The organism is Chitinophaga jiangningensis, assembly GCF_900142605.1.
Classification (GTDB): Bacteria; Bacteroidota; Bacteroidia; order Chitinophagales; family Chitinophagaceae; genus Chitinophaga; species Chitinophaga jiangningensis.
Genome location: NZ_FRBL01000002.1, coordinates 551771 through 578538, shown reverse-complemented (window position 1 = coordinate 578538; position 26768 = coordinate 551771). Strand labels below are relative to the sequence as shown.

The 26768-nt window shown below is 48.2% G+C and carries 22 protein-coding genes; 12 read left to right on the top strand and 10 right to left on the bottom strand.

Features of this window, described 5'->3' with window-relative positions; genetic code table 11:
• Positions 1–4 precede the first annotated feature (4 nt).
• From BUB18_RS06915 to BUB18_RS06895, 5 genes are all read right to left on the bottom strand, one after another.
• Positions 5–937, bottom strand: a complete 933-nt coding sequence (locus BUB18_RS06915; RefSeq protein WP_073079329.1) for a sugar phosphate isomerase/epimerase family protein — start codon at positions 935–937, stop codon at positions 5–7.
• A gap of 15 nt (positions 938–952) precedes the next feature.
• Entirely contained in the window at positions 953–2440 is a 1488-nt protein-coding gene (locus BUB18_RS06910; RefSeq protein ID WP_073079326.1) for a DUF1501 domain-containing protein, read from the bottom strand.
• A gap of 10 nt (positions 2441–2450) precedes the next feature.
• A complete protein-coding gene (locus BUB18_RS06905; RefSeq protein WP_073079324.1) occupies positions 2451–5165 on the bottom strand; it encodes a DUF1553 domain-containing protein in 2715 nt (904 codons plus the stop codon).
• An 89-nt stretch (positions 5166–5254) separates the two neighbouring features.
• A complete protein-coding gene (locus BUB18_RS06900) occupies positions 5255–6130 on the bottom strand; it encodes an AraC family transcriptional regulator (RefSeq protein ID WP_073079315.1) in 876 nt (291 codons plus the stop codon).
• Positions 6131–6214: 84 nt separating this feature from the next.
• Positions 6215–6856 carry a peptidylprolyl isomerase gene (locus tag BUB18_RS06895; RefSeq protein ID WP_073079314.1) on the bottom strand — a complete coding sequence of 214 codons (642 nt, stop codon included), beginning with the start codon at positions 6854–6856 and terminating at the stop codon, positions 6215–6217.
• A gap of 159 nt (positions 6857–7015) precedes the next feature.
• Here BUB18_RS06895 and BUB18_RS06890 point away from each other — a divergent pair, with 159 nt between their 5' ends.
• Positions 7016–9115: a GDSL-type esterase/lipase family protein gene (locus BUB18_RS06890; protein WP_073079312.1), complete on the top strand. Its 2100-nt coding sequence runs from the start codon at positions 7016–7018 to the stop codon at positions 9113–9115.
• A 173-nt stretch (positions 9116–9288) separates the two neighbouring features.
• Here the strand turns inward: BUB18_RS06890 and BUB18_RS06885 are convergent, their stop codons facing one another.
• The 5 genes from BUB18_RS06885 to BUB18_RS06860 form a co-directional block, all read right to left on the bottom strand.
• Positions 9289–10521: a PepSY-associated TM helix domain-containing protein gene (locus BUB18_RS06885; RefSeq protein ID WP_073079311.1), complete on the bottom strand. Its 1233-nt coding sequence runs from the start codon at positions 10519–10521 to the stop codon at positions 9289–9291.
• Positions 10521–11765 (bottom strand): DUF4374 domain-containing protein, encoded by a 1245-nt coding sequence (locus BUB18_RS06880; protein WP_073079309.1) that lies wholly within the window; start codon positions 11763–11765, stop codon positions 10521–10523. Before BUB18_RS06880 ends, BUB18_RS06885 begins: the two co-directional genes overlap by 1 nt.
• 25 nt (positions 11766–11790) lie before the next feature.
• Complete coding sequence (locus BUB18_RS06875; protein ID WP_073079308.1) at positions 11791–14175, bottom strand: TonB-dependent receptor domain-containing protein; 2385 nt, start codon at positions 14173–14175, stop codon at positions 11791–11793.
• 559 nt (positions 14176–14734) lie between these two features.
• Positions 14735–15370, bottom strand: a complete 636-nt coding sequence (locus tag BUB18_RS06865) for a response regulator (RefSeq protein WP_073079304.1) — start codon at positions 15368–15370, stop codon at positions 14735–14737.
• Positions 15360–17339, bottom strand: coding sequence for a tetratricopeptide repeat-containing sensor histidine kinase (locus BUB18_RS06860; RefSeq protein WP_073079302.1), 1980 nt, complete (start codon positions 17337–17339; stop codon positions 15360–15362). Before BUB18_RS06860 ends, BUB18_RS06865 begins: the two co-directional genes overlap by 11 nt.
• Positions 17340–17483: 144 nt before the next feature.
• On the opposite strand from BUB18_RS06860, the gene BUB18_RS06855 reads away from it, so the two are divergent.
• The 11 genes from BUB18_RS06855 (at position 17484) to BUB18_RS06805 (ending at position 26761) form a co-directional block, all read left to right on the top strand.
• On the top strand, positions 17484–17873 hold the full coding sequence (locus tag BUB18_RS06855) for a hypothetical protein (protein WP_073079300.1): 390 nt from the start codon (positions 17484–17486) through the stop codon (positions 17871–17873).
• Between the two features lie 161 nt (positions 17874–18034).
• Positions 18035–19288, top strand: coding sequence for a hypothetical protein (locus tag BUB18_RS06850; RefSeq protein ID WP_073079299.1), 1254 nt, complete (start codon positions 18035–18037; stop codon positions 19286–19288).
• An 89-nt stretch (positions 19289–19377) separates the two neighbouring features.
• Positions 19378–20040, top strand: a complete 663-nt coding sequence (locus BUB18_RS06845) for a DUF1349 domain-containing protein (RefSeq protein ID WP_073079581.1) — start codon at positions 19378–19380, stop codon at positions 20038–20040.
• A 25-nt stretch (positions 20041–20065) separates the two neighbouring features.
• Positions 20066–20641, top strand: coding sequence for a hypothetical protein (locus BUB18_RS06840; protein ID WP_073079297.1), 576 nt, complete (start codon positions 20066–20068; stop codon positions 20639–20641).
• Positions 20642–20780: 139 nt separating this feature from the next.
• Positions 20781–21497 (top strand): hypothetical protein, encoded by a 717-nt coding sequence (locus BUB18_RS06835; RefSeq protein ID WP_073079295.1) that lies wholly within the window; start codon positions 20781–20783, stop codon positions 21495–21497.
• A gap of 47 nt (positions 21498–21544) precedes the next feature.
• A complete protein-coding gene (locus tag BUB18_RS06830; RefSeq protein WP_073079293.1) occupies positions 21545–21880 on the top strand; it encodes a hypothetical protein in 336 nt (111 codons plus the stop codon).
• Positions 21881–22097: 217 nt separating this feature from the next.
• Positions 22098–22610, top strand: coding sequence for a hypothetical protein (locus tag BUB18_RS06825; protein ID WP_073079291.1), 513 nt, complete (start codon positions 22098–22100; stop codon positions 22608–22610).
• A gap of 33 nt (positions 22611–22643) precedes the next feature.
• Positions 22644–22994, top strand: a complete 351-nt coding sequence (locus tag BUB18_RS06820) for a hypothetical protein (protein WP_073079289.1) — start codon at positions 22644–22646, stop codon at positions 22992–22994.
• Positions 22995–23252: 258 nt separating this feature from the next.
• Entirely contained in the window at positions 23253–23939 is a 687-nt protein-coding gene (locus BUB18_RS06815; RefSeq protein ID WP_073079288.1) for a response regulator transcription factor, read from the top strand.
• Positions 23936–25261 (top strand): sensor histidine kinase, encoded by a 1326-nt coding sequence (locus BUB18_RS06810; RefSeq protein ID WP_073079286.1) that lies wholly within the window; start codon positions 23936–23938, stop codon positions 25259–25261. The genes BUB18_RS06815 and BUB18_RS06810 overlap by 4 nt, the downstream gene beginning before the upstream one ends.
• Positions 25262–25378: 117 nt before the next feature.
• Positions 25379–26761: a TolC family protein gene (locus BUB18_RS06805; protein ID WP_073079285.1), complete on the top strand. Its 1383-nt coding sequence runs from the start codon at positions 25379–25381 to the stop codon at positions 26759–26761.
• Positions 26762–26768 lie beyond the last annotated feature (7 nt).

Below are 26768 nucleotides of genomic sequence, written 5' to 3'. Positions count from 1 at the left end.
CAGATCACTTAGCAGCGGCGTAGCGTGCACGCAGTTGCTGCATCATGTATACGTTGATGTCCCACTGATTGGCCAGCGGCTGCCGGGTATAGGGCAGGGTAGGCATGTAGTTCGGCGGACCGAATTCAGTGAGCACAGTGAGTGGCCTGCCCTCGGCCTGGTGGCGCTGTACTATCTGATCCCACCAGCTGAAGTGAGCTTTTACCGCAGCCTCCCATTCCGGCGCCCGCGGATCATTTACCTGCGGCCCTTCCTGGTGGCCTACCCGCGCATGAAAATGCCCTGCCCGCGATAATGCCGCAGCCACCGCTTCCGGCTGATCCTGCAGAAGGGACTCATGCACATTGCACCAATGCGAAATATCCAATGTTAAACGCAGATCCGGTTTGGCATCAATAAACTGTTTGGCGATGTGCGCTGCAAAGAGCATCCGGCTACGGTGTGTTTCGTGGTACACCGGAATGCCACTGGCCCTGGAAATGCGCGTGGTCATATCAATCAGGCGGCAGTTTTGCTCGAAGGTAAAGTAATCTCTTCCGCTATGGCAGTTGACATATAATGGCTTTACCTCCGCTTTAGCAGTAGCACGTTGCAGGTTGGTTTCAAACTCAGTAAAATGTTTGTCGAAGTTGCTGCTGCTGCCAGCAGCCAGGTAGCCAACTGCCAGGTCATTATCCTTTAATGCTTTGAATAACTCCGTTTGTACGTCCGGGTTACCTGACCACCATACTTCAATGCCATCGTAGCCGGCCTGTTTGGCGGCGGCGCAAAAGGCGGTGATGCCACCGGTGAATCCCCAGTCGGTGGCCATGATAGAGAGCTTGTAGCCCGGTTTAATATTGCTGGCAGGTGTTGCCAGGGAAGGGAGCGACGGTAATAAAAATGCGCCGCCCAGTATCGATGATTGTTTAAGAAAATTTCTTCTATCGCTGTTCATGCTGTGGTGAAATGTTTAAGCCAGTATAGGGGTGATTACATGTCCTCCGGTGTCTGTAAGGCGGAAAGGCCTTCCCTGGAACTGGTAGGTCAGTTTTTCGTGATCAAAGCCCAGCTGCTGTAAAATAGTAGCGTGTATATCATTGATGGCTACCTTGCCTTTTACGGCGGCGTAGCCTATTTCATCGGTTTCTCCCCAGGTAAAGCCTTTTTTGATGCCGGCACCTGCCATCCAGATGGTGAAGGCTTCTACGTGGTGGTCGCGGCCAAGGAAAGGCATGTCTTTACCATCACGGTTTTCCTGCATAGGGGTGCGACCAAACTCGCCGCCCCAGATCACCAGTGTTTCATCCAGCAGGCCGCGTTGCTTCAGGTCCTGCAGCAGTGCGGTAACAGGACGGTCAATTTCGCGGCATTTATTGCGGAAGCCGTAGTCGATGGCCAGGTTTTCATCCGTACCATGACTATCCCAGCCCCAGTCGTACAGCTGTACAAAGCGCACGCCTTTTTCCACGAGCTTGCGGGCAAGCAAACAGTTGTTGGCAAAGGATTCCTTACCCGGCTGCGTGCCATACATTTCATGTATATAGTCTGGTTCGTTCTGGATGTTCATCACATCGGGAACGGCTATCTGCATTTTATACGCCAGTTCATATTGTGAAATACGGGCCAGGGTTTCAGGATCGCCATAGGCCGTGTATTCTTCCTCGTTAATGCGGTTGATGGCATCGATGGAAGCTTTGCGCAGGTCACGGTCCATCCCTTCCGGATCGGAGAGGAACAGCACCGGATCGCCTTTGGTGCGGCATTGCACGCCCTGGTATACCGATGGCAGGAAGCCGCTGCCCCAGATGCTTTTACCCGCATCCGGTGTTTTACCTCCGGAGGTGAGTACTACAAAGCCTGGCAGGTTACTGTTTTCCGTACCTAAGCCGTACGTAACCCAGGAGCCTGTGCTGGGCCTGCCGAGTCGGGCACTGCCGGTTTGCATGAGCAGCTGTGCCGGACCGTGGTTAAACTGGTCTGTTTGTACCGCTTTGAGGAAACTCACTTCATCTGCCATGGAGCTAAAATGCGGCAGGTGATCGGAGATCCAGGCGCCGGAGGCGCCATGCTGGCTAAACACCGCCTGTGGTCCCAGCATTTTTGGTACGCCGCGGATAAACGCGAATTTCTTTCCTTCTAACAGGGAAGGTGGGCATAGCTGATTATGTAATTTCTGTAAGGCAGGTTTATAATCGAATAACTCTAATTGTGAAGGTGCGCCGGCCATGTGCAGGTATATCACGCTTTTTGCCTTGCCGGGGAAATGCGGTGCTTTGGGCGCCATTGGGTCAGCCGCTACGGCACTGGGTATGGCACTGGTGCCACCGCAGCCTGCGAGGAAGGAGCCCAGGGCTGCTGCGCCTATGCCGGTGACGCAGTCCATTAAAAAATGGCGGCGGGTAAGGGAGCGCAGGTGCTCCTTATTGGCTTCGTCTATCAGTTTTTTGTATCTGGACATACGAATGATTTTAAGATTTGGTCATGAATTCATCCAGGTTCATCAACGCGTTGGCAACGGTGGCCAGTGCGGCGGCGGACGGTGCCTCAGGCGTGTTGCTGCTGCACTGTAGCAGCTTGCAGGCCGCCGCAGGATCTTTCTGGTAAGTGGTTAATGCCTTGTTGTATAAGGAAAGCAGTACTTTCAGTTTGCTGTCGGTAATAGGTTTGAACATCGCGCGTTCATAACCCCAACGGATACTCGCAGCAGGATCCTTGGATTGTGTCTGCATTTGTTTGGCCAGTGCTACGGCGGTTTCTACATACACAGGATCATTGAGTGTTACCAGTGCCTGTAATGGGGTGTTGGTGCGTATCCTGCGTTGCAGGCATACTTCGCGACTACTCCCGTCAAACGTAACCATGGAAGGGTATGGGCTTGTACGTTTCTGGTACACATATACTGCGCGGCGATATTGGTTGCCGTCTTCTGCTTTTTTCCAGTATTCACCACTCCAAACTGATTGCCAGATATTGTCCGGCTGGTAAGGCATAATGCTGGGTCCATGCATGTTGGTGTTGAGCAATCCGCTCACGCTGAGTGCCTGGTCGCGCACTGCTTCGGCAGTGAGCCTGAAATGCGGCCCCCTGGCCAGGTAGCGGTTAGCAGGATCTTTTTCCTGCAGCTCCGGTGTATTAACGGAAGAACGTTGGTAAGCGGCGGAAAGCACCATTTCTCTCAACAGCGGTTTCAGGTGCCATTTGTAGCGGTGCATGAAATTATAGGCAAGGTAATCCAGCAGTTGCGGATGCGAAGGCGTGAAGCCCTGCGTACCGAAGTCTTCCAGCGTTTCCACGATGCCAATGCCGAACAGTTGTTCCCAGAGGCGGTTTACCATCACCCTTGCCGTAAGCGGGTTTTGATCGGAGGTAAGCCACTGGGCAAAGCCGAGGCGATTGCGCGGGGCTTTAGCCGGGAATGGGTTGAGTGAATGTGGTACATCCGGTTTTACTTCTGCTCCTGTTACCATCCAGTTGCCCCTTTCAAAAATATGGGTAGGGCGGTACATAGATGTCGGATTCTCTACCATTACGGGGACTTCTTCCGGCTGCATGTTCACTACTTCCATAAATTTGGCAGCTATATTGTCGTAACCCGGAGTGCCTTTACCTGGCAGCTCTTCACGGAAAGCGAACCACTCTACCCCACATACGGATGCTTCTTTTTGCAGGGAGGGGTTACGGAAAATAAAGTAGAGATCATGAATACCTGCGGTGGCAGGAATTGGAATGTTGATCGCGAGTCGGCCTTTGGTGACGGCGAGCGGATGTGTTACTAATGTCTTGCCATTAAGGCTGTCCAAACGGATTTCCATCACGCCGCCCGGGGTGCCGGTCCAGTAGTTCATCAGGAAGCGTGTTTTTCCGCTGAGTTCCTGTTTAGGTAAGCGGCAGCTGCCGCCGCTTCTGATACCGAGGTATTTGGTATCGGCGAGGGCGCCGTTGATGTATTGGTCACAGTCGTGTGCGTGGCGCTTGGGTTCCAGCACGGTCATAAATTCTTTAACGTCCTGCTGCTGGGTGGCATTGCCATTACTACTTACCCAGCTGGTGATGGCCTGTACCTGTTGGTTACTAACGCTGTCGTACAAACGAAGTTTAGGATGTTCCATGTGGGTATCTTCATCGCGGGTATTATTCACGAAGGCCAGCAGTTTATAATAGTCTTCGAAGCGGAATGGATCGTAGGGGTGACTATGGCATTGAACGCAGGCGATGGTAACGCCCTGGAATACATCCATGGTGGTGCTGATACGGTCCATTACGGCGGCGGTGCGGAATTCTTCGTCCTGTGTCCCGCCTTCGTCGTTGCTCATGGTATTGCGGTTAAACGCGGTAGCGATGAGCTGATCTTTGGAAGGGTTGGGCAGGAGGTCGCCGGCCAGCTGTTCGATGGCGAAGCTGTCGTAGGGCAGGTCGCGGTTAAACGCGTCGATTACCCAGTCGCGATATCGCCAGATGTTCCGGCCGTTATCACGTTCGTAGCCTTTGGAGTCGGAGTAGCGGGCGAGGTCCAGCCACATGCTGGCCCAGCGTTCGCCGTAGCGGGGGGATTGCAGTAACTGGTCCACCAGCTTTTCGTAGGCTTTATCGCTGTTGTCCGCCGCAAATTGCTTTGCCATTTCCGGGGTAGGGGGTAATCCGGTGAGATCCAGGCTTACGCGGCGCAGCAGTGTCATTTTATCGGCAGCACCGGCGGCTTTCAGGCCTTCGGCTTCGAGTTTTTCGTTAATGAAATAATCGATCGCGTGCTCCTGGTCGGGCACGGTGGCGGCTTTGGGAGATACATAAGCCCAGTGTTCTCCCCATTCCGCACCGGATTTCACCCAGTCGGTAAGGATACCGATTTCTTCTTTGCTGAGTGGCTCACCTTTCTGTGGCATCCTTTCTTTGGGATCCTTACAGGTAAGGCGGCGGATAAATTCGCTGTGATCGGGATCACCGGGAATAATAGCGGGCTTGCCCGATTTGGTGACACCAAGGGCCTCTTCGCGGAACAACACACTGAATCCGCCACTCTGCTTTACACCGCCGTGGCAGCTGATGCAATGCTTGTTTAATATCGGTTTGACTTCTGTACTGAAGTCCGGTTTTCGCGTGGAATTACATGCAGCGATGATACTGCCCGCAACCAGGGCAATGCAAATGTTCACTGTAAGGTTCCGACGCGTAGTGGAATAACGCATTAGATTAATGATTGACGTATCCTAAAATTAAGAAGGACCTGGCTGATGATTACTAGATGATCTGTCGGAAATGATGGATTATTTTACGGTTAAGTGTTTCTTTCGCGGTATTGATTGGGCGATACGCCCATCTCTTTGGTGAAGAGCCTGGAGAAATAATACGGATCATCCATGCCCAGCCGCGCTGCTATCTCCTTAATTCTTAATGTGGTGAAAAGCAGGTACTGGCAAGCATCCTGGACCTTCAGCTGGTTAAAATATTCGATTGGTGAAAAGCCGGTGTTGGCTTTAAACAGAGAGCTGAAGTGCGACTGCGACAGGTTGGCAGCATTCGCCATTTGTTGCAGCGTAAGCATTTTATGCAGATTTTTTCGCATAAATGTAATGGCCAGGTCCGTGGCACTTTGGCTGGGAGCCACGGTGAGCTCGGCTTCCGAATAAATGCAGTTTGCGAGGAATGTCCAGAAATGCATGTTCGCATACAGCAGGTTCTCCGTCCGGTAGCCTTTCTCCAGCTGCCGGTAGCTCTTATCGAACAGCTCTATCCGCTGGTCAGACCAGCGCAGGAAAGTTTTATACCCCTGCCACTCCTTCAGGGCGGCCTCCATCAGCCCGTCGCTGCTGGTGCCGGTGAAGTGCGCCCAGTAAATGGTCCATGGGTCCTTCGCATCAGCATTATACTCATGGGATACATTCCGTGGCAGCAAAAAGCAGTTGCCCGCCTGCATTTGATGGGCATGGCCTTCCAGGATTATCTGCCCGGCGCCCTCCCTGCAATAAATTAAAATGTGCTGATCCGCGCCCTGGGCGCGTTTCTTATAATGGAATTTAGCTTTATCATAAAAGCCGATATCGGTAATATATAAGGGCGCAAGCGCCGGATTCATTGTACACTGTGTGGCTAAAAGCCCGCGGGGCAGCACAATTGCACGCTGCCCCTGGAAGCCGTCTCTCTTCCGGATCATAACGGGATGTTTGAATCAAAGTAAGAAAATCCATCCCGACGGACAATTTTTTTGGATGAGTGGCAATGAAAACGATTGAAATGATTATTTCTTTTTCAGGATAGTCACGGAAAAAGTAACGGGCGTGAGTGGTACATCATTCTTATCCGTAGGTAGCTGACTGATTTTTTCAACCACCTCATAGCCTTTTGTAATTTCTCCGAAAACGGTGTAATCGCCGTCCAGTCGCGGTATACCACCAACAGACTCATATACCTTTTTATGCTCATCCGGAATAATAACCCCTTTTTTCTTTTCCAGCTCTGTTAGCTGGGCCTCCGTATATTTTTTGCCCACCACAAAATATATCTGGTTGAAGAAAGAGGCCTTTTCCGGGTTATTATCACGGCCTGCGCCCAGCGTACCACGTTTGTGATAGCGGTTAAGCTTTATCTCCGCCGGAAAGCGGGGCGCTCCCAGTTCCGGATGCTGTTGCTCATACAGCAGGGTAGTATCGTCCAGCACGCCTCCCTGGATCACAAACTCTTTAATAACACGGTTAAAAAGCGCCTGCGTGTAGGTGCCTTTCTTCATTTCTGCGAGGAACATATCCCGGTGCTTCGGCGTGTCATCATACAGCATCACGGTAAAAGTGCCGTGGTTGGTGGTGAATTTTACAAGTGTGGACTGTGCCCGGGCAATAATACCACAAAGCAGTACAGCCGCTAACAGCATCCCTTTTTTCATGTCTGGGTTTTTGCTGAAGATAGAAAATTTGGTAAGATAGTGTTACTAAATATCATTATTGTTTAACTGATATGGATTTGGGATGTCTATTTTTGACCATTCTCAATAGTATAAGTAAATTCCATGTATTGTAAAAACAAGCTCATAAATGCGGCGCTAATGGCATGCATGCTGTTGTTGCCACTTTTTTCCTTTGCCGGTAAGATAGTAGTGTCGTGCTTAGGCACGAGTATCACCTATGGGGCAGGTATGTACAACCGGGAACAAAACAACTTTCCAAGGCAACTGCAATACCTGCTGGGAAACAACTACCAGGTGAATAACTTTGGTGCCAGCGGTGCTACCTTACTGCAACACGGCAACCGGCCCTACAACCAGCAGCCCGTATATGAAAAAGCCCTGCAAACAAAGAGCGATATCATCTTCCTTGAATTTGGTACCAACGACAGCAAAGCCGTTAACCGGCCTTATTACAACGAGTTTGTCAGCGACTACAAACAACTCATTACGCGGCTCCGCAGCCAGCATAAACCTACATCTCCCCGTATTATACTGCTGATGCCGGTACCCGCCTACCTGGACGATACTGCCAGTATTAATGATAGTATTATCAGGAGAGATATACAACCCATGATCCGCCAGGTGGCCTATGAAACGGGCGTGGAAATTATTGATCTGTACCCTTCCTTCACCGGGCAAAAAGATTTGTTACCGGATCAGATCCATCCCTCCTCTATAGGCGCTGCATTAATAGCCCGGCGTTTATACGAGGCCGTTACTATCTCCCCGGATAAAAACTATGATATATTTACCCGGCTGAAAATGCCGGTGAAAACCAGTTCCTTTTACGGCTATGCCTGCGCTGATTTTACCTTCAACGGCCGTAACTGCAAAGTGGTGAAACCCCGGCTGGTAGCTAAGGATAAGCCATGGGTATGGCGCGCACGCTTCTGGGGCCACGAACCGCAAACAGATATCGCCATGCTGGAAAGAGGCTACCACATAGTGTATTGCGATGTGGCGGAAATGTTTGGCAACCCCGCAAGCATCATGCTCTGGAATAAATTTTATGCTCTGCTCACCAGCAACGGCCTGGCGAAAAAAACAATATTGGAGGGGATGAGTCGCGGTGGTATGTATATTTATAACTGGGCACTCGCTAACCCGGAAAAAGTTGCCGCCATCTACGCAGATGCACCGGTGCTCGACATCACCCGCTGGCCCGGACATAACGGCAAAGGCCCTGGCAGCAATGAAAACTGGGAGATTTTTAAGCAGCAATACCAGTTAACGGAAGCGCAGGCAGTACAGTTTAATAACTCACCACTCAACAATGCTGCTAAAATTGCAAAACTGGGCTTCCCTATGCTACACGTGGTAGGAGATGCGGACAGCCTGGTACTTGTGAGCGAGCATACCACCCCATTTGAGCAACAGGTGAAAGCAGCCGGCGGTAATATTACCGTTATTCATAAACCCGGTATTGGGCACCATCCACATAGTCTGGCCAACCCACGCCCTATTGTAGAATTCATGTTGGCTGCCACCGGCCATAAAATAAATTTCGCCCGTAAGCCTATTCCTGCAGCAGAATACCGCTCTGCCGCCGGTTGGAAAAAGGACTGCGGCTGGTGGGAACAACATGCAGATATTGATAGTCTGCTCCTGGCGCAAAAAGGTAAACTGGATATTGTATTTGCCGGCAACTCCATCACCCAGGGCACCGGCGGGCATCGTACCAAAACCACCAACAGAAGCGGTTTTTCAGCTTTCGACTCCACCTTCGGCAGATGGAACTGGGAATGTGCCGGCATCTCCGGCGACCGTGTGCAGCACCTGCTGTGGCGCTTCCAGCACGGCAACTATGCCGCCGCAAAACCAAAGGTGATGGTGGTGACTATCGGCGTCAACAACTTTGGGGACAACGACAGCGCCGAAGAAATTGCTGCCGGTATTTTGGACCTCGTGGCCTGGGTGAGAAAAAACATGCCGGACACCAGGCTGGTATTATCAGGCCTGCTGCCAACCGGCTTTACCACCGATGATCCACGTAGAATTAAATATGAGGGCATTCAGCGGATACTTGCTGCAGCTAACCATACCGGCTATACGTACCTGCCACTGACGGGAACATTTACCGACGAAAACGGTAACCTGGATACGGCCGCTTATGCGAAAGATGGTATTCATCTCACCGGAAAAGGATACCGGATGTGGGCCAGGGCGCTGGAGCCAGTGGTGGTAGGGTTGTTGAAATAGATGCGGAATTATTATCTTGTGTAGAGACGCCTCGCAGGCGTCTATCCGAACAAATCTCCTATATGATCTCCGCAAAATATTTCTGTTATCTGAAGGATCATGTAGGAGATTTTAGCGAAGACTTAAGCGGATAGACGCCTGCGAGGCGTCTCTACACATATTGATATGGCATCCTAATTAATTGAAGCTGCAACTGTTTTAATAGTTTTCTGTGCGGGTGTTTTTTTCTTCTTCTTACCCTTCCCCCACCAGATGATAAACCCGGTAACAGGTAAAGTTGCGCCGATCAAACTGGCAAAAAACGCCAGCACTTTCCCCGGTAATCCCAGGATACTTCCTACATGTATATCGTAGTTCATACGACGCAGCTTGCCGCCGAAATCGGCTTCTGCGTACGACATGGCACTCTCTGGATCTCCTTTGATTTGCGCCAGCGTATGCTGGTCATAGGAATAACGCTGCAGGTCATAAAACTTACCTTTACTCGGATAGGCAATCACCATAATACTGGAACCTGCTTTAGCCGTATCCGCTATGCCGATGTAAAAACCTTTGGACGCAGGATGCCTGGCAGCAGTGGCTTCCCAAACGGCATCCACCCGCTGCGCCATGGTAAGCTGTAATTTGCCGGCCTGTAAGGAATCGGAAACCGCTTCCTTATAGGATGGCATGGAACGCCCACCAGTGGTGACCCAGTAAGTGCCCTTGCTCCACCATTCCAGCCCGTACACCATACCGGTGCAGCCTATGGCAAACAATACCAGTAGTGCGTAGAAGCCCAATACATTATGAAGATCGTAGTTGACGCGTTTGGTACTTGCGCCCCATTTGATGGTGAAACTTTGCTGACGGGTACTTTTATTCCACTTCTTAGGCCACCACAATACCAAGCCTGTCAGCAACGTGATCACACAAATAAGTGTGCTGTAGTTAACTATAGGGCGACCAATCTTGAACGGCATCCAGAGGAAGCGATGGCCATTGAGTACCCAGCGGAAAAAGTTTACTTCTCCGGGCTTGCGTGTTACTTTACTTATCACCTCACCCGTGTATGGATTTACTTTGATGGTAGAACCGCCACGACGGGCGCCTACATTGAGCTCCGCAGCTTTACCATCTTTATAAAACATATACCCCACCTGCTGCCCCGGATACTCCCTGGCGGCAATGGCGATTAACGCCGATGGCTTCAGTACCGGCTTATCCTGATGGACAATTTTAGTTTCCGGCTCCAGCAAACCGGTGATCTCTTCGTTGAACACCCATATGCAACCCGTGAGGCATACTATGATAACAACAATGCCGGAAACGAGTCCCAGCCAAAGATGCAACCAGGCGGATATCTTATAGAAAAGCGACCGGGAACCTGGTTTTTTCCCGGCCGTTGCTTTCTTATTTTTCTGCATTAGTATTCTACTTTAGTAATGGCCGTAATTTTTCCTCCCTGTACTTCTAATCCGCGTATAGCCGTTGCCGTTTTAACATCAATTTTATAAATCCAGCTGCCTGAAGCAGTGTTGATGCCGATGTAGCCCAGCTCACCATCACCGGAGCCGGTATTGTTGTTGTAAGGTGCGGAAGAGCTCTGGATATCCTCCGGGCCACCTTTGATCCAGCCGAAAGATTTTTCAACCACATCCACCAGTGCCATCTTGCGGTTGCCGGTGTTTGCATGCTTGTCGCCATACATCATCAGGAGGAACTTGTTATTGCCAAGGTAGGTTTGAGCGGAAATTTTATGTCCGCCGGAAGCTTCCTCCACATCAAAGAAGTAACTTTTATCAAACTCCGTAGTGCCTTTTAGTATCCGTACCACAGCGGAGGGTTTGGTAGAAATTACCTTGCTGGTATTGGTAGCAATCGCAGAAGAAAAGCCGTAAATGTCGCCGTTTTCTGTAACGCCTAAACCATCGTTAAAATAGTTACCGATATAGCTGGTGCGATTGTCACGTATTACTTTTTCTACTTTCAGGTCGGGGTAGGAGAGCACCGCAATCCAGGTACTATCAGGATATACCGTGCCAAAGGCATCATTGCAGCAGCCTTTGATGCTCATATAGGGTGCGTATACTTTATCACCTACCTGGGTAGCCCAGGTGAAGTGCGCCCGCTCGCCGTTGGCGGCCAGCTGTACGATGTTAATGGCGGCACTGCCGATCTGCTGCGATTTCAATGCATCTATCCGGTAGAAGGAAGCTGTTTCCACGCCGCTTCGCGGAATTTTTATCAGCAGCAATTCATCATTTACTTTCGTGAACGCCTGTACGGTTTCTGTTTGGAACTCAGATGTTTTCAGCAGCCTGGCGCCTGCGGAATCAAACCGGTAGGTAGTAACTGCACCCGGGTTCCCCTGGCCATACAACAAGCTGAAGAACCTGCCCTTGTGCGTCATATAGTAACGGTAAGAACCATCCTGTTCGATGCCATTACCCGAGGTGGTGATGGCGCCGGTGTCCAGCTGAGGGGTGCTCAGCAGGTAATCTGCAATGCCGGTAGTGCCGGCAGGAGTGGCCGTGATCACATATTTATACTTGCCGGAAGTTTCTCTGTCTCCGAAATTATAGATGGCATCTATATCATCTTTATCGCATCCTGTACCTACGAGGGCCATTGCAGATGCAAGTATCCATATCCTGTTCAAATTTTTCATTGCGGCGTATTAAATATTTTAAGAATTAATGTTTGCTGATGAAGTACCTGAGCTTTACGTTAAAGGCGCGGCCAGGCTTCTGCAAGCTGAAATTGTCGTAGTTGCGGTTGTTTACCAGGTTTTTGCATTCGAAGGCTACGTTGTAGCGGCCATCTGCCAACGCATACACCACATTCACATCCTGGCAGAACTGCCGCGGAATGGTCAGCTTTTCGCCTGCCGTGCCCTGTCCTGGCCAGCTGAGGTAGAACGCATGTACATACTGGAAGTTGTACCCCAGCGTAAGGTGGTTGCCTTTTTTCAGCACGTTCTTGAAGAACAGCGAAGCATCCGCGTTACCAAACATATAAGGGATATTAGGGATGCGGTCGCGGTAAGTAGGACTTACCGTTTTTTGCTCAGCCTCGAACCTGGTATTGTTGCGCAGGTTCTGGTAGGTCATGTTTACCCCTGCAGTGAATATTCTTTTAAAGCTGTAGCGGATTTCACCATCCACACCCATGTTGGTGATACCACCCAGGTTTTCGTTGCTTTGCTTGATCTGGTTACGGTTCAGGGTAGGGCGGATGAAGTCTGTAGCATTGCGGTAGAGGAAGTTTGCGTCCACGCTGAAACGATGATCTTCGTTCAGCTTTGTTTGCCAGCTGGCACCCACATTATAGTTATGGCTGCTTTCCGGGCGCAGGGTTACGTTACCTTCCAGCAATTGCATGTCGCCAAACAGTTCTTCACCTTCCGGTAACCGGTAGCTTTTTTCGTAGGAGGCTTTCACCTGGAGGGTAGGGAGGAGGAAGTAGGCAGTAGCGGCACCGTAGCCCCAGTTGTTCATTTTGTTGGACAGTTCCCGGTAGGCCACATCGCCCCAGCCGCCGGTAGGATTGTAGCTTTCCGCATATTTATTTACCTGGTTGTAGTTTTTGGCAAACAGGGAGGTGGTCCATTTTTCGTTGTAGTCGTACTGATAGCCCAGGCCAAATACATTTTTAAAAGATTTTTGCGGCTGCTCATATTTAGCATTTTCCGGGAACAGCTCATCACTGCCGGTACGGTTGAAGGTAGTGTATACGTTGTTGACGGAGAAGAGGTGATGTTCGTTGATACGGTAGTTCAGGTTAGCCGTACCGATACCGTTGTTGTTTTTGAACTTATATAGGGAGCGCTCGCGCTCTGCTCCTTTGGTATTTGCTTCCCACTGACCAAACCAGTTGTAGAGGCGACTAACGGTATCAATTACCTGTTCGGTGCCCAGGTTGTAGTTTCCGTTTACACTGAGGTGGAGGCCTTTTACAAACAGGTCTTTTACCTGGTATTTTAAAGTCGGCATCACGATGTTACCGCGGCGGTGCAGCTCACCATATACAGTTTTCATGCGTGCACCTGTTTGCAGCTCCGCATAGTTTTGTCCGAGGGTGATACCTACGAGCAGTTTATCCGCATATTTTTTTCCCACCACGCCTACGTTGGCAATTACGGTTTCGTTGTGGTACGTGTCATTAAATCTCCTTACCCAGGTGGCAGGGTAATATTGTTTTGTTTCCAGGTTGGTAGCCTGTACGCGTACTTTATAGTCGTTGTCGGAGTAGTTCTGGAACGCGTTCAGCTGCACGGTGAAACCTGATTTTGCCACATAGGCGGCATTTACAGCGGAGCGGTGTGTATTAAAGGAGCCGAAGCTGTAAGAGGCATCGAGGTAGCTGTGTTTGATGTTGCTGGTAACGATATTCACCGCTCCTCCCAGCGCGTCAGCGCCGAGCCATACGGGTACTACGCCTTTATATACTTCTACTCTTTCTGCGAGGTTAATGGGGATGTTATTGAGTTGAAAGGAAGAACCAAAGTTTTCCATGGGAATACCGTCAATAAACATTTTCACTTGTCGCCCTGAAAAGCCGTTCAGGGAGAAGTTCATGCGGGAGCCAAGGCCACCGTCTTCACGTACACGGATACCCGAAACGCGGTCCAGTGCGTGTGCGAGGTCAAGTGTGGTGTTATGCAGTTTCTTTGCATCGATGGCGGTGAGGTTGTATGCTTGTCGCTGTACCTCCTGTAAGGGTGTACGGCCTATAACGGACACCGTTTCCATGTGTTTCATATCGACTTGCATATGCACATTTACAGTAGCCGTTTCGCCTGCAACAGCATTCACTTCTACCTGATATTTTTTATAACCTATCAGGGAGATGATGAGCATGCGTTTTCCCGGGCGGATGCCTTGCAGCTCAAAGTGTCCGCGGTGATCGGAGATAGTTTTGTTGGTATGATCAGGCAGGGAAATGGAGGCGCCGGCCAAACTTTCGCCTTGTTCATTTTTAAGTATTCCTTTAATGGTAGCGTCTTTTCCTGACTGAGCAAACATGGTAAAGGTCAGGGATAACAGCAGGCTTAATAGCAATAGTTTCTTCAGGTACATTATTTATTCTTTTGTAGATCAGTTCATTCGTAAATGGGCAAAAAAATCCCGCAGCAGTGTGCGGGTAGCGCATGCCAGTAAGAATATAAGTCTTGTTTCCGCTGCAAATGTAGGGGTGTGGTTACAAAGTCATTTTCCAAATCCGGAAAAGATTGAGAGAGAAAAAATTCCTAATTACGTAAATGCGTTGACGTTAGTAGGCGTAATGGGCCTTCGGCCCTTGCGATCTTTTTTTCTCGCAAAGCAGCATAAGGGGCATAAGCAGCAAAGGATTGTGTTTTGTTGGATAAGATCTTTTTCAGGGTCTGCCTTCGACGGACCCAGAAAAGATTGAGGGAAAACCTTCGGTTTTCCCTCAATTGAAAAATTTAATGAAACAAAATGCAAGCCTTTGCTGCTTGTGTTTGCAACAAACAACAAAACACAAGTCTTTGCTGCTTACCTGCTTTGCTGCTTTGCGTGCAAAAAAGAACGCACCCTGGCGCCGAAGGCGCCTAAAGCCCCATCAGTCTTTACGAGCTTAAAATCGTTATGCTGCTGTGCGAGAAAAAAGACAAAATTAAATAAACCCTTGTGTAATCGCTGCCTTAATCAGCGCTGCCACATTTTTGGACTGGAACTTATGCATCAGATTTTTGCGATGTGTTTCTACCGTCATCGGGCTTAAGTTCAATTGCGAAGCAATTTCCGGCGTAGTTTTCCCATCAGAAATCAGCTGTAATATTTCTTTTTCGCGGCTGGTAAGTTGTGGGGTGCCTTGTAAATCCAGTGCAGAAGGGCGCGCCATGATTTCTCTTACTGCCTTACTGAAGGTGATAAGGCCGTTATGTGCTTCCTGTATGCAACTGATCAGCTCTTCGGCGGCGGCGTTTTTAAGTAGGTAGCCGGAAGCGCCGTTTTGCAGCAGTTGTAATATCAGGCTTCGTTCTGAGTGATTGCTGAAGGCGAGGATATGCGTACCTGGTGCAATAGTTTTTATTGCTTTGCAGAGATCTGCTCCTTTCATATCCGGGAGGTTGATGTCTAACAGCAGGATATCCGTAGGCTCATGTTCCATGGCGTTCAGGCATGCCTGGGCGGTGGTATGGCACGCAATGACCTCCATGCCATCTGCTTCGGATAATAATTTATGCAGGCCTTCCAGTACTACCGGATGATCGTCTACGATGGATATGGTAATTTCTTTACTGGACATTCAATTCAATATTTACGGTGGTTCCCTGATTGATGCGCGAATCTATGTCAATATTTCCTTTCATGAATCCCACTCTGTTGCGGATGTTATTCAATCCTATGCCTTTACTGCTGTTGGTAATATCAAATCCTTTACCGTCGTCTTCGGCGGTGATATAGCATTTGCCTTCATCGATGCTGACCTGCAACATAATATTTTTTGCCTTACCGTGGCGCACGGCATTGTTGAGCAGTTCCTGGATGATGCGGTAGATATGTAATTGTACATCTTCGGCTAAGGTATGATCGGAGAGGTGTATCGCCTGGAAGGTAATGCGTGTATGGTCGTTCATCATGCTTTCGCACAGGTCGTTGATAGCTGCTTCCAGGCTTTGTTCCAGGAGGGTGGCAGGCATCATGTTATGCGCAATGCGACGAAGTTCGGTTACGGATTTATCCAGCTGCTGGGTAATCTTTTCCAGGGGCGCAGCGGTGGGTATTTCACCGCTTTTCATGTGGGCCGACAAATTAATACGTGCACCGGCGATCATGCCTCCGAGGCCGTCGTGGAGGTCGCGTGCGAGGCGCCGCCTTTCCTGCTCCTCACCCTGCATAATGGCCTGGCTAAAGCGTAATTGTTGTTCCTGTGCTATTTCATGGAGATGTTGGCGGTAGCTGAGCTCCTTTTGCTCGTGCAGTTTGCGGCGGTTACGGAAGATGATATAGCCGGCAGTAAGCAGCAGCACAAGGAACATGCTGATGGAGCCAAAAAGGCCGCTTACCAGCCTGGAGTTGCTGGCTGACAGGCTCTCCTGGATATTCTTTGCTTTCAAGGCCTCAATTTCCTTTTGCTTTTCGGCGTTGCGGTAGCGGATTTCAAGGGCGTGCACGTCGTTGGTGAGCTGACTTTTACTAAGACTATCATTCAGCTCTGCATATTTTTTCATCCAGGTATAGCCTGGTCCAAAGTCCTTCAGTTCTTCGTAGGTGAGTGCGAGACCATAGAAAACCTGGAGGCGGTTGGTGGCCAGCATCATCATTTCCGGTTTTTCCGAAAGGAGGAGCAGTACATTCTTTGCTTTGGTAAACTGGCGGGCATTATAATAAGCGTAGAACTGCTGCAGCTGCATGCGTTGCATATCGTAGGCCTTGCCCATTTTGGCAGCCATGCTGATACCTTTCTCCAGGCTCGCCAGCGCGTCCTCAAACTTGCCCATCACGGTATAATTCATGCCTTCGGCCGCGTAGTAGTCGAGGTAGAATTCTGAGTCGGGGTAGGCGGGGAGCAGTTTGGCAGCGCTATCGAGGGCCTGCCTGGCTTCAGCGGCCTTGCCGCTGAGGGAGTAGTTTTCGGCTACAGTGGTATAAGCTGTGATCAGTTCATGGGTAGGTACACCGGGGAGTTTCAGCGTATTGAAAGCGGATTTAATGTATGTGTCTGCTTTATCGAATTCCCCTGCGTTTTTAAATACCATGGCTACAGCCAGCAGGTTTTTTCCTGCCATGGTGTTATCGCCCGCCTGCTGTGCCAGCGGGATGGCCTTGTTCAGCAGGATGTCGGCAAAGCCTTTCGGGTTATCCTTTTTTTGCTCGCCGGCGCCGTAGAGGTACCATGCTTTGGCGCGGAACGACAATGCCTGCGGCGTTTTATAAGGCTGCAGGAGGGTATCCGTTTTCAGGTAGAGGGCCATGGCCTGGTCCAGGTCGGCTCCTTCGATCACCCTGCCGGCATAGTAGAAATATACCGCGGCGGGTATGCCCGTGTTTTTGCTGAATTGTAATCCGTTTTTCAGATAACGGTCGGTTTTCAGGCTGTCCTTCCCGAGATATAGTTCCGCCAGTTCGAACGACAGCATGGCTCTGGCACTGTCAGTACCGGCTGTATTCAGCTGCAGCAGCAGGCTTTCCGTGGATTTTTCATTAGCTGTGGTTTGCGCATTCACGAATAACGGCAGCGTATATAGGAAAACAAGGATGACTAACTTTTTCATACCGGAAAATTAATAACATTTACGCAGCATACCAATTTCCGGCATTTCCATCTACCTGAAAACAGGTAGACGGAAATACTGAATACCTGGGATTGTTGCCCCTGGCGGATGTCGATACTTTTGTACTGACTAATATCTTTGATTATGAAACTATTTAAAAAGCTCCTGTTTCCATTGTTGGCAGTGATGTTTTTGTTTGCAGCCTGCTCCAAAGACAAAAATGATGGACCTTCCAGTACCAGTCACAAAGTGATATTTAAAGCCATTGGTTCAAGTGATGTTCAGATCAGCACCGCTGTTTATGGCTATGATACCGAATTGACCACTGCTTCTGCATTATCCGGCACCAGCTGGACCAGCCCTGAGATTACCGTACCTGCGGGTGCCCTGATGGCACAGGCGGTAATATCTGCAACCGGCACCAACGTTAACTCCAGCCTGAAAGTAGAAGTTTGGGTAGATGGGGTTAAAAAAGATGAAGCTTCCAGCACTGGTACCGCTTTATCGGCTCATGGCACTGCACGCCTCAAATAAAATCATTTCACTTATTTCTGTTACCCCGGTGGTCGTCGTATAGGCGACACCGGGGTTTTTTAATTTGTGAAATAATTATTAACAGATGTTAATCCTGTATGATAATTGCCCCAGCCTTTTAGCTTTGTAGGATATTTTTCAACCAATAAATGCGAATTCCTATGAAGCACACCTGTTATGCCCTGTTGTTACTCCTGTCGGCAACAGTGGTTTCCTGCAGTAAAAATGAAAATGCTGCATCGCCGGCACCGGCATCTTCCCCAACAAAACCTGCTACAGAAGCAAGCATTATCACGTACACGGACGAATCGGCGTTTGTAAACAGTTTATCCGGCTACGGTTATAAAACACCGGATCAGCTGAACCTGAACCGCGTGGGCACTACCAGTGGTTACAATACCGTGTATGGATTTAATATTCCCGCGGCCAATCAGGTAATGGGTTTTAAGTGGAACAGCGGGGATGAAGGTACAGAAGAATGGCGCCCGCAGGGGATTGCCGGGTTTACCTGGGGAACAAGGAAGTTTTTGCTGGTCACCTGGTATGGGGTAGATCCCGGTACTATTGCCGGTATCAATAACCAGCATAAAGGCGTGCGCATCGCCCTGGTGGATATCACCAATATGAGCAATATTACCTACCGGCATATACTGCTGGTGCAGAACAAGGCCAACATGACCAATACCAGTTTGTATAAGGCCTCCAATGCTTATACCCAGCTGGGAAGCTTTTGCCCGGTTACCATTCATGCCGGTGGGGTAACCTATTATGCCGGTAAGATTTATGTGGCGGATACCAACCTGGGTATGCGGGTGTTTGACCTGTCAAAGTTCGTTTCTGCAGAGGCGGATGCCACTGAAACCCGCTGCGGTGCGGAAACTACAGGAGAGCTGAAAGCATTTAACTATGCGTATATCCTGCCACAGTCGGGGTACTACAAAATTACCAATGCCAAGCCTTTCTCGGCTATTGAATTGGGAGATGGCGCCACCACATCGCAAAAAATGCTGTGGACCTGTCAGTATATCACCGCGGATGAAACGCCCACCCCGCAGGTATTTGGTTTCCCGGTAGATGCTGCCGGCGCTGTGAGCACTACTACGCAGCCTGTTATTATCACCCCTATTGATAATACTAACGGTAACGTATATGGGATGCAGGGGGTATATCATATGGTGGGTAAGACGTTTATGGCTACTACGGGCAATAGTTCCTATGAAGGATCCACGGCGCGACTGGTACGTTTCAACGAAGGGGCGGCCGCAGGGGTACGTTACCGCTGGCCGCACGGAGCGGAGGACTTCTATTATGATGCCGCCACCGGCTATCTCTGGAACCTGACAGAATATGAAACCAGTAAGTACGGGCAGGACAACAGAACGGTATTTTGTGTAAGGGTGTCGGATTACGATTGATGAGCATTTAAAATCAGGAGAACCGCATAGCACTATTGACCGGTGCTATGCGGTTTGTTTTTTTATATTTGCTGGTACAAATTTTTTATATGAAGAGAATGAATAGCCTCTTTGGCGCAATGGCATTTTTACTGGCAGCAAATTTCGTTTCTGCGCAAACGTTAGATAAAATGCAGTGGTTTAATGAACCAGAGCAGTGGGAGATTAAAGAGAATAGTTTAGTGATGCAGGTAACGCCGCAGTCGGACTACTGGCGGATTTCCCACTATGGCTTTACGGTGGATGATGCCCCCTTTCTGTATACCACTTATGGAGGTGAATTTGAAGCTAAAGTAAAGCTCACCGGTGCCTATAAGGCGCGTTTTGATCAGATGGGGTTGATGTTGCGTACTGATCATGAAAACTATATCAAAACAGGAGTGGAGTTTGTAGATGGAAAGTTCAATGTAAGTACTGTGGTAACACATACGAAGAGCGACTGGAGTGTAACCACGCTGGATAAGGTGCCGCCGTATATCTGGATTAAAGTAGTGCGTCGCCTTGATGCGGTAGAAATATTCTATTCACTGGATGATAAAAACTACATCATGACCCGTAACGCGCCTTTACAGGATAATAAACCCGTGATGGTGGGCCTGATGGCCGCGAGTCCGGACGGAAATGGTTTCCAGGCCAGGTTTGAGTATTTTAAAGTGAAGCACCTGCCGGATCAGCGCCGGGTGGAATGGCTGAAGAAGAATAGTGGTAATTAATAAATTTTTACTTATTTAGTAAGCTATGAATAAAATCCTGATTACACTATGCCTTGGCCTCGGCAGCTGCTTTGCAGCGCAGGCGCAGAAAGAAAAAAATGAGCTGCACTTTAAGAGTGGGCAGGCTCAGATGATCACCGTTTTTAAGGGGACCATTTTCGTGAATGGCAATAAAGCATTTATCTTCCAGAAGGATAACATCAACTATGCCAGCAAGCGTAATAAACTGGTGGAAGATGGCAAGTCTGTTTTTTTGTTTTTGGAGACAGATAATGCACCGTATAAAAACAGGTTCCTGGTGTTCAATATTGATCACTCGTTAGCGGATACGGTAGTGAACGCGATTGCTTCTGATGTGAAGGATTGGGATGGTGATGGTAATCTGGAATTTGGTGGTGCTGAAAATCCGCCGGTGTATACGGGAACTGACTCTGCATACTACGTTGCTTCTCGTTTTTACGAGATTAAGAAAGGGAAAATTTCCTATGATGCAGCGCTTACAGAGAAGACGGACCTCAAGAAAAACAAGATATTTTTATCTGATCCTTATGATGCAAACGGGCAGCCAAAGTTGATCCCTAAAAGGCAGCCGAAACGCTGAGTTGTGATACGCTAATTATCATTATAATAACCTTAAAATCAATCTGTTGCGAGGAAGATTTTTCCTCCCGGATTGATTTTTTTATTGTGGGAAATACCTAGCTTCGCAGTATAAAATCAACTGAAAAAAATATACAACCATGTTTGACAACCAGGAAGCTTTTAAGGTTATGTTAACCGAAGTTGTTAACGCCGCAGTAAGTGATTCGATGGATAAAAAATTTGAAGCTTTTGAAGTGAAGATGGAAGGTTCCATGAATCAACGATTTAATGAAGTCCATGAAAAGTTTAATGGAATTGATGAACGTTTTAATGGAATCGACAACCGGCTTAATGGTTTTGACGAACGTTTTACGGGAATCGACAACCGACTTAATGGTTTTGACGAACGTTTTACGGGAATCGACAACCGACTTAATGGGTTTGACGAACATTTTACGGAGATCGACAACCAACTTAAAGGGTTTGGTGAACGTTTTAATGGGATCGACAACCGGCTTAATGGGTTTGACGAACGTTTTACGGGAATCGACAGCCAACTTAAAGGATTTGATGAACAATTTAAGGGGATCGGCAAGCAACTGAAGGGAGTAGACAAGCAACTTAAAGGAATCGATACTGAATTTAAAGGAATCGACAAGAAGTTTGCCGACATGAACACGAAGATCGACGATATCCAGAAAACATTAGTGGTGAATGGCCGTCACATTGCTAAAGGTGCAGATCATCTACTGACTTTATTGAGTAACCAGAATGCTTTGATCAGCCATTTTAAGCTAATGGAGGCTACTATTGAAGAAAAGTTTAAGGTTAAATTAGATGTTATTAAAAGTGATTCATTTAAAAACCATAGATAACTCGCTATTTATTATTTGTATTTTTTAACAACCAAATTTTTACTATTATGATGATAGAACCTAGTATTCGACAGGTTATGAACCTGGTCGAACAGCAAAAGAAAGAAATGGATGATTATCTGGATGCTGTGAAAGCACGGTATACGGAAGTTAGAAATAATAGCTCTATCTCTGAAGGAGAGCATCCAATTGATTGGGACGACATTACCTCTCGGATTAAATCATTAGAAGAAACCTTACAACATACAAAAGCAGAAATTGAAACTATTAATAGTGATTACTTTATGTTCAATGCAGGTTGGAGAATCTTTAAAGAAAAATGTGACAGGATTAACCTCCGGTTAGAGCTGGCTGAAGAAAATGCACTGCCTCCTGCTGAATAACCTGCCTTCAACTTTAGATAAAGTTAACTACCAAGGACTGTACCCAAAAGTCAATTCCCAACGATAAACACCGCATAAATGGCGGAAGCTGAATGCCACTTAAGATGGTATTGGCTTTCCTGTGCTCATAGCCACCGTAGCGCCGGGAGGTGTTGTGTCTTGACTTTTGGGTGTCACCTTGTTTTATAACAGTTTTTATAACTCAAAATTGAAAACCATGTTTGACGACCAGGAAAAATTCAAGGGCATGTTAACCGAAATTGTTAATGCCGCTGTTAATGATTCCCTGAAAAAGGAATTTGAGGTGCTCGATGTTTCCATTAACCAGAAATTTGGGAAAATGGAAAAAAAATTCGAGAAGCGATTTGGAAAAGTGGATAAGAATTTAAAAATTATATCAGGTAGACTTACTACACTGGAAGGTAGAATGGATAATCTGGAAGGTAGAATGGAGAGTATTGAAGGTAGAATGGATAATCTGGAAGGTAGAATGGAGAGTATTGAAGGTGAGATGAAAAACGTGAAAGTGGAGATGGAAAGTATGAGTCAGGCAGTGGAATATGCCGGAGGTAGATCTGATTTAGCATGTACGCATACCTTTAAATTGCTGGAGGATACTGGCAGGCTCGGTCGCCAATTCGACCTACTGATACTTGCACTCGAAAAATCCTGTAAAGTGGACCTTACTGATGTTAAAGTCATTACACCAGTAAATCCGGAACACAATTAAAAGCATTTCTTCACCTAAAAATTGAAATTTTTTATGTCACAAATTTTAGAAAGCGAGAAACTAAAACCACTTGCCAGGGCTGTGGACGATTTAGCGAAAGAACTGGAGGAAAGGTTTGATAAATTGAAGGATAGATACGAGATTTCCTATGTAAAGTTTAAACGGGAAGGCAAAAAACATCCATTTAAGGATGCTGGAATTACAGAGCAGTACGACAAGCTGATAAGCCACATCGGTTTTATGAGAAAGGAGGCTGATGGTGTGATAGGAAGCCTGTTGTATTTTGGTAAATCTTTTTCATTCCTTGATAATGTTTTGGATAAACTTAACTTTCGTCTGGATATGCTTGAAGAAAACGAATCTTCAACTACAGAAGGTGTCTGACCCTTTTTCCTACATTAGCTATCCTTAACAACCATACTATCCCAAAAGCCATCTCCCATCTCATCTCCTGCAAAGGCGGAAATTAAACCACTACCAGTGGTATCAGTACTGCTGTGCCCGTAAAGTACGGTGGCGCTGTGTGACTTTTGGGATAGTATGCATATATATTAGATTAAAATACAGATACATACACACAAATTGCTCAAACTTCAAAATTGATATAAATTTGCACTGCACCTTGCGCGCAAGTATGTACATATGAAAGTTTTGATCGTAGAAGATAATAAGGAACTCTCCAGTGGTATAGCCGACTATCTCACCGGAGAAAAGTATATCTGTGAACCGGCTTACGACTTCGAAACCGCCACCGAAAAACTGTCCCTCTTCTCCTATGATTGTATCCTGGTAGACATCATGCTGCCCGATGGCAACGGCCTCGAACTGCTCAAACAAATCCGGCAGGAAAACATCCGCAGCGGTATCCTCATCATCTCCGCCAAAGATGCCCTGGACGATAAAGTTAAAGGCCTCGATGAAGGTGCCGACGACTACGTCATCAAGCCATTTCATATGTCAGAGCTGCATGCCCGGCTCCGCGCCATCTACCGCCGCAAACAGCTGGAAGGCCCCAGCAGCCAGGTAGTATTCAATGAAATAGAACTCAATACCGATACCATTGAGGCCTCCGTCAATAATCAACCACTGGATGTTACCCGAAAGGAATTTGACCTGCTGCTGTATTTTATCGTCAATAAAAACCGCGTATTGTCAAAACAAGCCATCGCAGCACACCTGTGGGGAGATTATACCGACAACCTCTCTAACTTCGATTTTGTATACCAACACGTAAAAAACCTGCGGAAAAAGATTAGTGTGGCCGAAGGAACAGACTATATCGAAACAGTATATGGCCTGGGTTATAAGTTTAATACGTCCAAACAATGAAGTTACTCAACAAAATAACAGTCTGGTTCATTGGCGTAATCTTCCTGGTGACTCCCATCACCATGGTGATCTCACGCAACAACATTAAAAAGCACCTCGACAAAGCAGAAGAACAACGTATGCGCGCCGTCAACGACCACGTATACGAACAATTGCTCACGGGTGTGAAACTGGACCACTATACCCACGGCCGCCCCATCGAGGTTAGCCTCTTCCAGGGCCCCATGCCCGCCGAAAGAGTGCAAACAGTAAAAGAGGTAGCCCGCAACGAAGACCTGGCCCAAAACGAATGCCGTATCAGTGTTACCTCCTATTACCAGGTAGGTAAACAGATTTATAAAGTATCCTCGTATAACTACGTACTCAAGTCCGAAGAAATCTTCGCCGGTATGCTCAGCACCGTGGTTTGGAAAATGCTGCTCATCATCCTCTGTGTAGGACTCACAGCGCGACTCCTGTCGCGCATTATACTCGAGCCCTTCTACCGCGGACTCAAAATAATCAAGCACTTCGACGTTAAAAGAAGTGATCAGAAATTACAACTCGCCCATACCACCACTACCGAATTTAAGGAACTGAACGACTTCATCGAGTCCATGGCCCAAAAAGCCCGCGCCGACTACGCCGCCATCAAAGAGTTTAGCGAAAATGCCTCCCATGAACTGCAAACGCCGCTGGCCGTTGTACGTAGTAAACTCGACCTGCTCAGCCAAACCTCCATCGACGATAAACAGGCCCAACTCATCGGCGATATGCAAGCCTCCATCGAACGACTCTCGCATATCAACCGGTCCCTGGTGCTCCTCACCAAACTGGAAAACCACGAGTATGCCACTTCAGAGAGCATTAAGTTCTGTGCTATCACCAAGCGCGTTATATCCACCTACGAGGACTGGGTGAAAATGAAAGAAATTGACATCTCCACCAACCTGGACAAAAATATTGTACTCAATATCCACCCGGCACTCGCTGAAATCCTGCTCAGCAACCTGTTTAGCAACGCAATCCGCTATAACCTGGAAGGCGGCAAGATAAAAGTGGAACTCAACAAATACAACTTCATCATCAGCAATACCGGCAACCCACCGGAACTGCCCACCGCAGAATTATTCCGCCGCTTTAAAAAAGGAAACCAGTCCGGCGAAAGCACCGGCCTCGGACTCGCCATCGTAAAACAGATTTGTACCGTAAATGACTTTTCGGTGACTTACAATTATGAAGATGGCTGGCACCAGGTAAAAGTTGTATTTGGTCTGCCAGAAGCCAAACCAGCAGCGGAAAAACTCTGCCCCGTTCCCGGAACAAAGTTGGCAGTCAGCTAATACAAACAGACAAATTTCTCAATTCTGAAGATTCTTCAAATTTACTTCAAAATGTGATGGTCACTTTGCACCTGGAAATTCAGATGAACTTCCACCGCTAGTAAAACCAAACTCATCATGTGGAGTAAGAAATTATTGTTGTTGGCGCTCTGTTCATTTATAACGGGTAAATATATATATGCCCAGCAGGTATTCACCCTGCAACAAGCCATCGACACAGCAGTCGCCAACTACGGAACCATTAAGGCCAAGCAATCCTATACCGCCGCCTCTAACGAACAAGTAAAGCAGGCGCGCCGCGATTACCTGCCTAACTTCAACATCTCTGCCCAACAGGATTATGGAACCATCAACGGACAAAACGGTCCGCTCTATGGCTTCGGTGGCCTCGCAGCCTCCTCGTCAGGACTGCCGCTCGACCACCAGAACTGGAACGCAGCATTCGGTGCATTATACCTCACTAACATAAACTGGGATTTTTTCGCGTTCGGACGCGCAAAGGAAAAAATTAAAACCGCAGTCGCAGCCGCTACTCAGAACGATAAAGACTGGCAACAAGAGATCTTCAGACACAAAATTAAAGTGGCGGCTGCTTATTTAAACCTCGTAGCAGCAAAGCAACTCACACGCTCCTATAAAGACAATATGGACCGTGCTGACACCATCCGGAAAGTAGTACGCATCCGCGTATTAAACCACCTGATTGCAGGCGTCGACTCCTCACAGGCCAATGCAGAATATTCCAGCGCACGCATCACCTACACCAAGGCTAAGGATGCAGAGCAGGAGCAGGGCAACCAGCTCGCCCAACTGCTGGGTATTCCGGTGCGCGACTTCGAAGTAGACACGGAATTTGTTAAACGGATACCGAATCTGCCGGGCGACAGCCTCGATGAATCCAGACACCCGGTATTACAATGGTACAAAAGCCGCATCGCCCTGGCAGATGAACAGGCGAAGTATTCTAAAACCTTCTATTATCCGGCGTTTTCATTGGTAGGCGTGCTCCAGACCCGTGGCTCCGGGTTCGGTAACGGCTACGCTTCCGACCAATCGGACTTCAGCCACAGCTACTGGGATGGCGTGAAACCAACCCGCAGCAACTACCTCATCGGATTGGGTGTTACCTGGAACCTCTCGCAGCCATTCCGCATCTCCAAACAGGTGAAGGCGCAGGAGCTTACCAGCAAAGGGTTACAGTATGAGTACGAACTCGCCGATCAACAAATAAAAGCGCAGTACGCACTCTCCGATACCAAACTGCAAAACGCACTGTCGAACTTCAGAGAAGTACCGGTGCAGGTGAAAGCCGCTTCCGACGCCTATCTGCAAAAAACAGTTTTGTATAAAAACGGGCTTACCAACCTGGTAGACCTCACACAAGCGGCTTATGTACTTATCCGTGCACAAACAGACCGCGATATCGCTTATGTGAATGTTTGGCAGGCACTGTTGCTGAAAGCAGCCGCCGCCGGCGACTTCAACATATTTAGCTACTAAACTAACG

What these genes read in the sequence shown, in the direction of transcription:
- BUB18_RS06915 (WP_073079329.1), bottom strand. Translation starts at nt 937, where the DNA reads ATGAACAGCGATAGAAGAAATTTTCTTAAACAATCATCGATACTGGGC.
- BUB18_RS06910 (WP_073079326.1), bottom strand. Translation starts at nt 2,440, where the DNA reads ATGTCCAGATACAAAAAACTGATAGACGAAGCCAATAAGGAGCACCTG.
- BUB18_RS06905 (WP_073079324.1), bottom strand. Translation starts at nt 5,165, where the DNA reads ATGCGTTATTCCACTACGCGTCGGAACCTTACAGTGAACATTTGCATT.
- BUB18_RS06900 (WP_073079315.1), bottom strand. Translation starts at nt 6,130, where the DNA reads ATGATCCGGAAGAGAGACGGCTTCCAGGGGCAGCGTGCAATTGTGCTG.
- BUB18_RS06895 (WP_073079314.1), bottom strand. Translation starts at nt 6,856, where the DNA reads ATGAAAAAAGGGATGCTGTTAGCGGCTGTACTGCTTTGTGGTATTATT.
- BUB18_RS06890 (WP_073079312.1), top strand. Translation starts at nt 7,016, where the DNA reads ATGGCATGCATGCTGTTGTTGCCACTTTTTTCCTTTGCCGGTAAGATA.
- BUB18_RS06885 (WP_073079311.1), bottom strand. Translation starts at nt 10,521, where the DNA reads ATGCAGAAAAATAAGAAAGCAACGGCCGGGAAAAAACCAGGTTCCCGG.
- BUB18_RS06880 (WP_073079309.1), bottom strand. Translation starts at nt 11,765, where the DNA reads ATGAAAAATTTGAACAGGATATGGATACTTGCATCTGCAATGGCCCTC.
- BUB18_RS06875 (WP_073079308.1), bottom strand. Translation starts at nt 14,175, where the DNA reads ATGTACCTGAAGAAACTATTGCTATTAAGCCTGCTGTTATCCCTGACC.
- BUB18_RS06865 (WP_073079304.1), bottom strand. Translation starts at nt 15,370, where the DNA reads ATGTCCAGTAAAGAAATTACCATATCCATCGTAGACGATCATCCGGTA.
- BUB18_RS06860 (WP_073079302.1), bottom strand. Translation starts at nt 17,339, where the DNA reads ATGAAAAAGTTAGTCATCCTTGTTTTCCTATATACGCTGCCGTTATTC.
- BUB18_RS06855 (WP_073079300.1), top strand. Translation starts at nt 17,484, where the DNA reads ATGAAACTATTTAAAAAGCTCCTGTTTCCATTGTTGGCAGTGATGTTT.
- BUB18_RS06850 (WP_073079299.1), top strand. Translation starts at nt 18,035, where the DNA reads ATGAAGCACACCTGTTATGCCCTGTTGTTACTCCTGTCGGCAACAGTG.
- BUB18_RS06845 (WP_073079581.1), top strand. Translation starts at nt 19,378, where the DNA reads ATGAAGAGAATGAATAGCCTCTTTGGCGCAATGGCATTTTTACTGGCA.
- BUB18_RS06840 (WP_073079297.1), top strand. Translation starts at nt 20,066, where the DNA reads ATGAATAAAATCCTGATTACACTATGCCTTGGCCTCGGCAGCTGCTTT.
- BUB18_RS06835 (WP_073079295.1), top strand. Translation starts at nt 20,781, where the DNA reads ATGTTTGACAACCAGGAAGCTTTTAAGGTTATGTTAACCGAAGTTGTT.
- BUB18_RS06830 (WP_073079293.1), top strand. Translation starts at nt 21,545, where the DNA reads ATGATGATAGAACCTAGTATTCGACAGGTTATGAACCTGGTCGAACAG.
- BUB18_RS06825 (WP_073079291.1), top strand. Translation starts at nt 22,098, where the DNA reads ATGTTTGACGACCAGGAAAAATTCAAGGGCATGTTAACCGAAATTGTT.
- BUB18_RS06820 (WP_073079289.1), top strand. Translation starts at nt 22,644, where the DNA reads ATGTCACAAATTTTAGAAAGCGAGAAACTAAAACCACTTGCCAGGGCT.
- BUB18_RS06815 (WP_073079288.1), top strand. Translation starts at nt 23,253, where the DNA reads ATGAAAGTTTTGATCGTAGAAGATAATAAGGAACTCTCCAGTGGTATA.
- BUB18_RS06810 (WP_073079286.1), top strand. Translation starts at nt 23,936, where the DNA reads ATGAAGTTACTCAACAAAATAACAGTCTGGTTCATTGGCGTAATCTTC.
- BUB18_RS06805 (WP_073079285.1), top strand. Translation starts at nt 25,379, where the DNA reads ATGTGGAGTAAGAAATTATTGTTGTTGGCGCTCTGTTCATTTATAACG.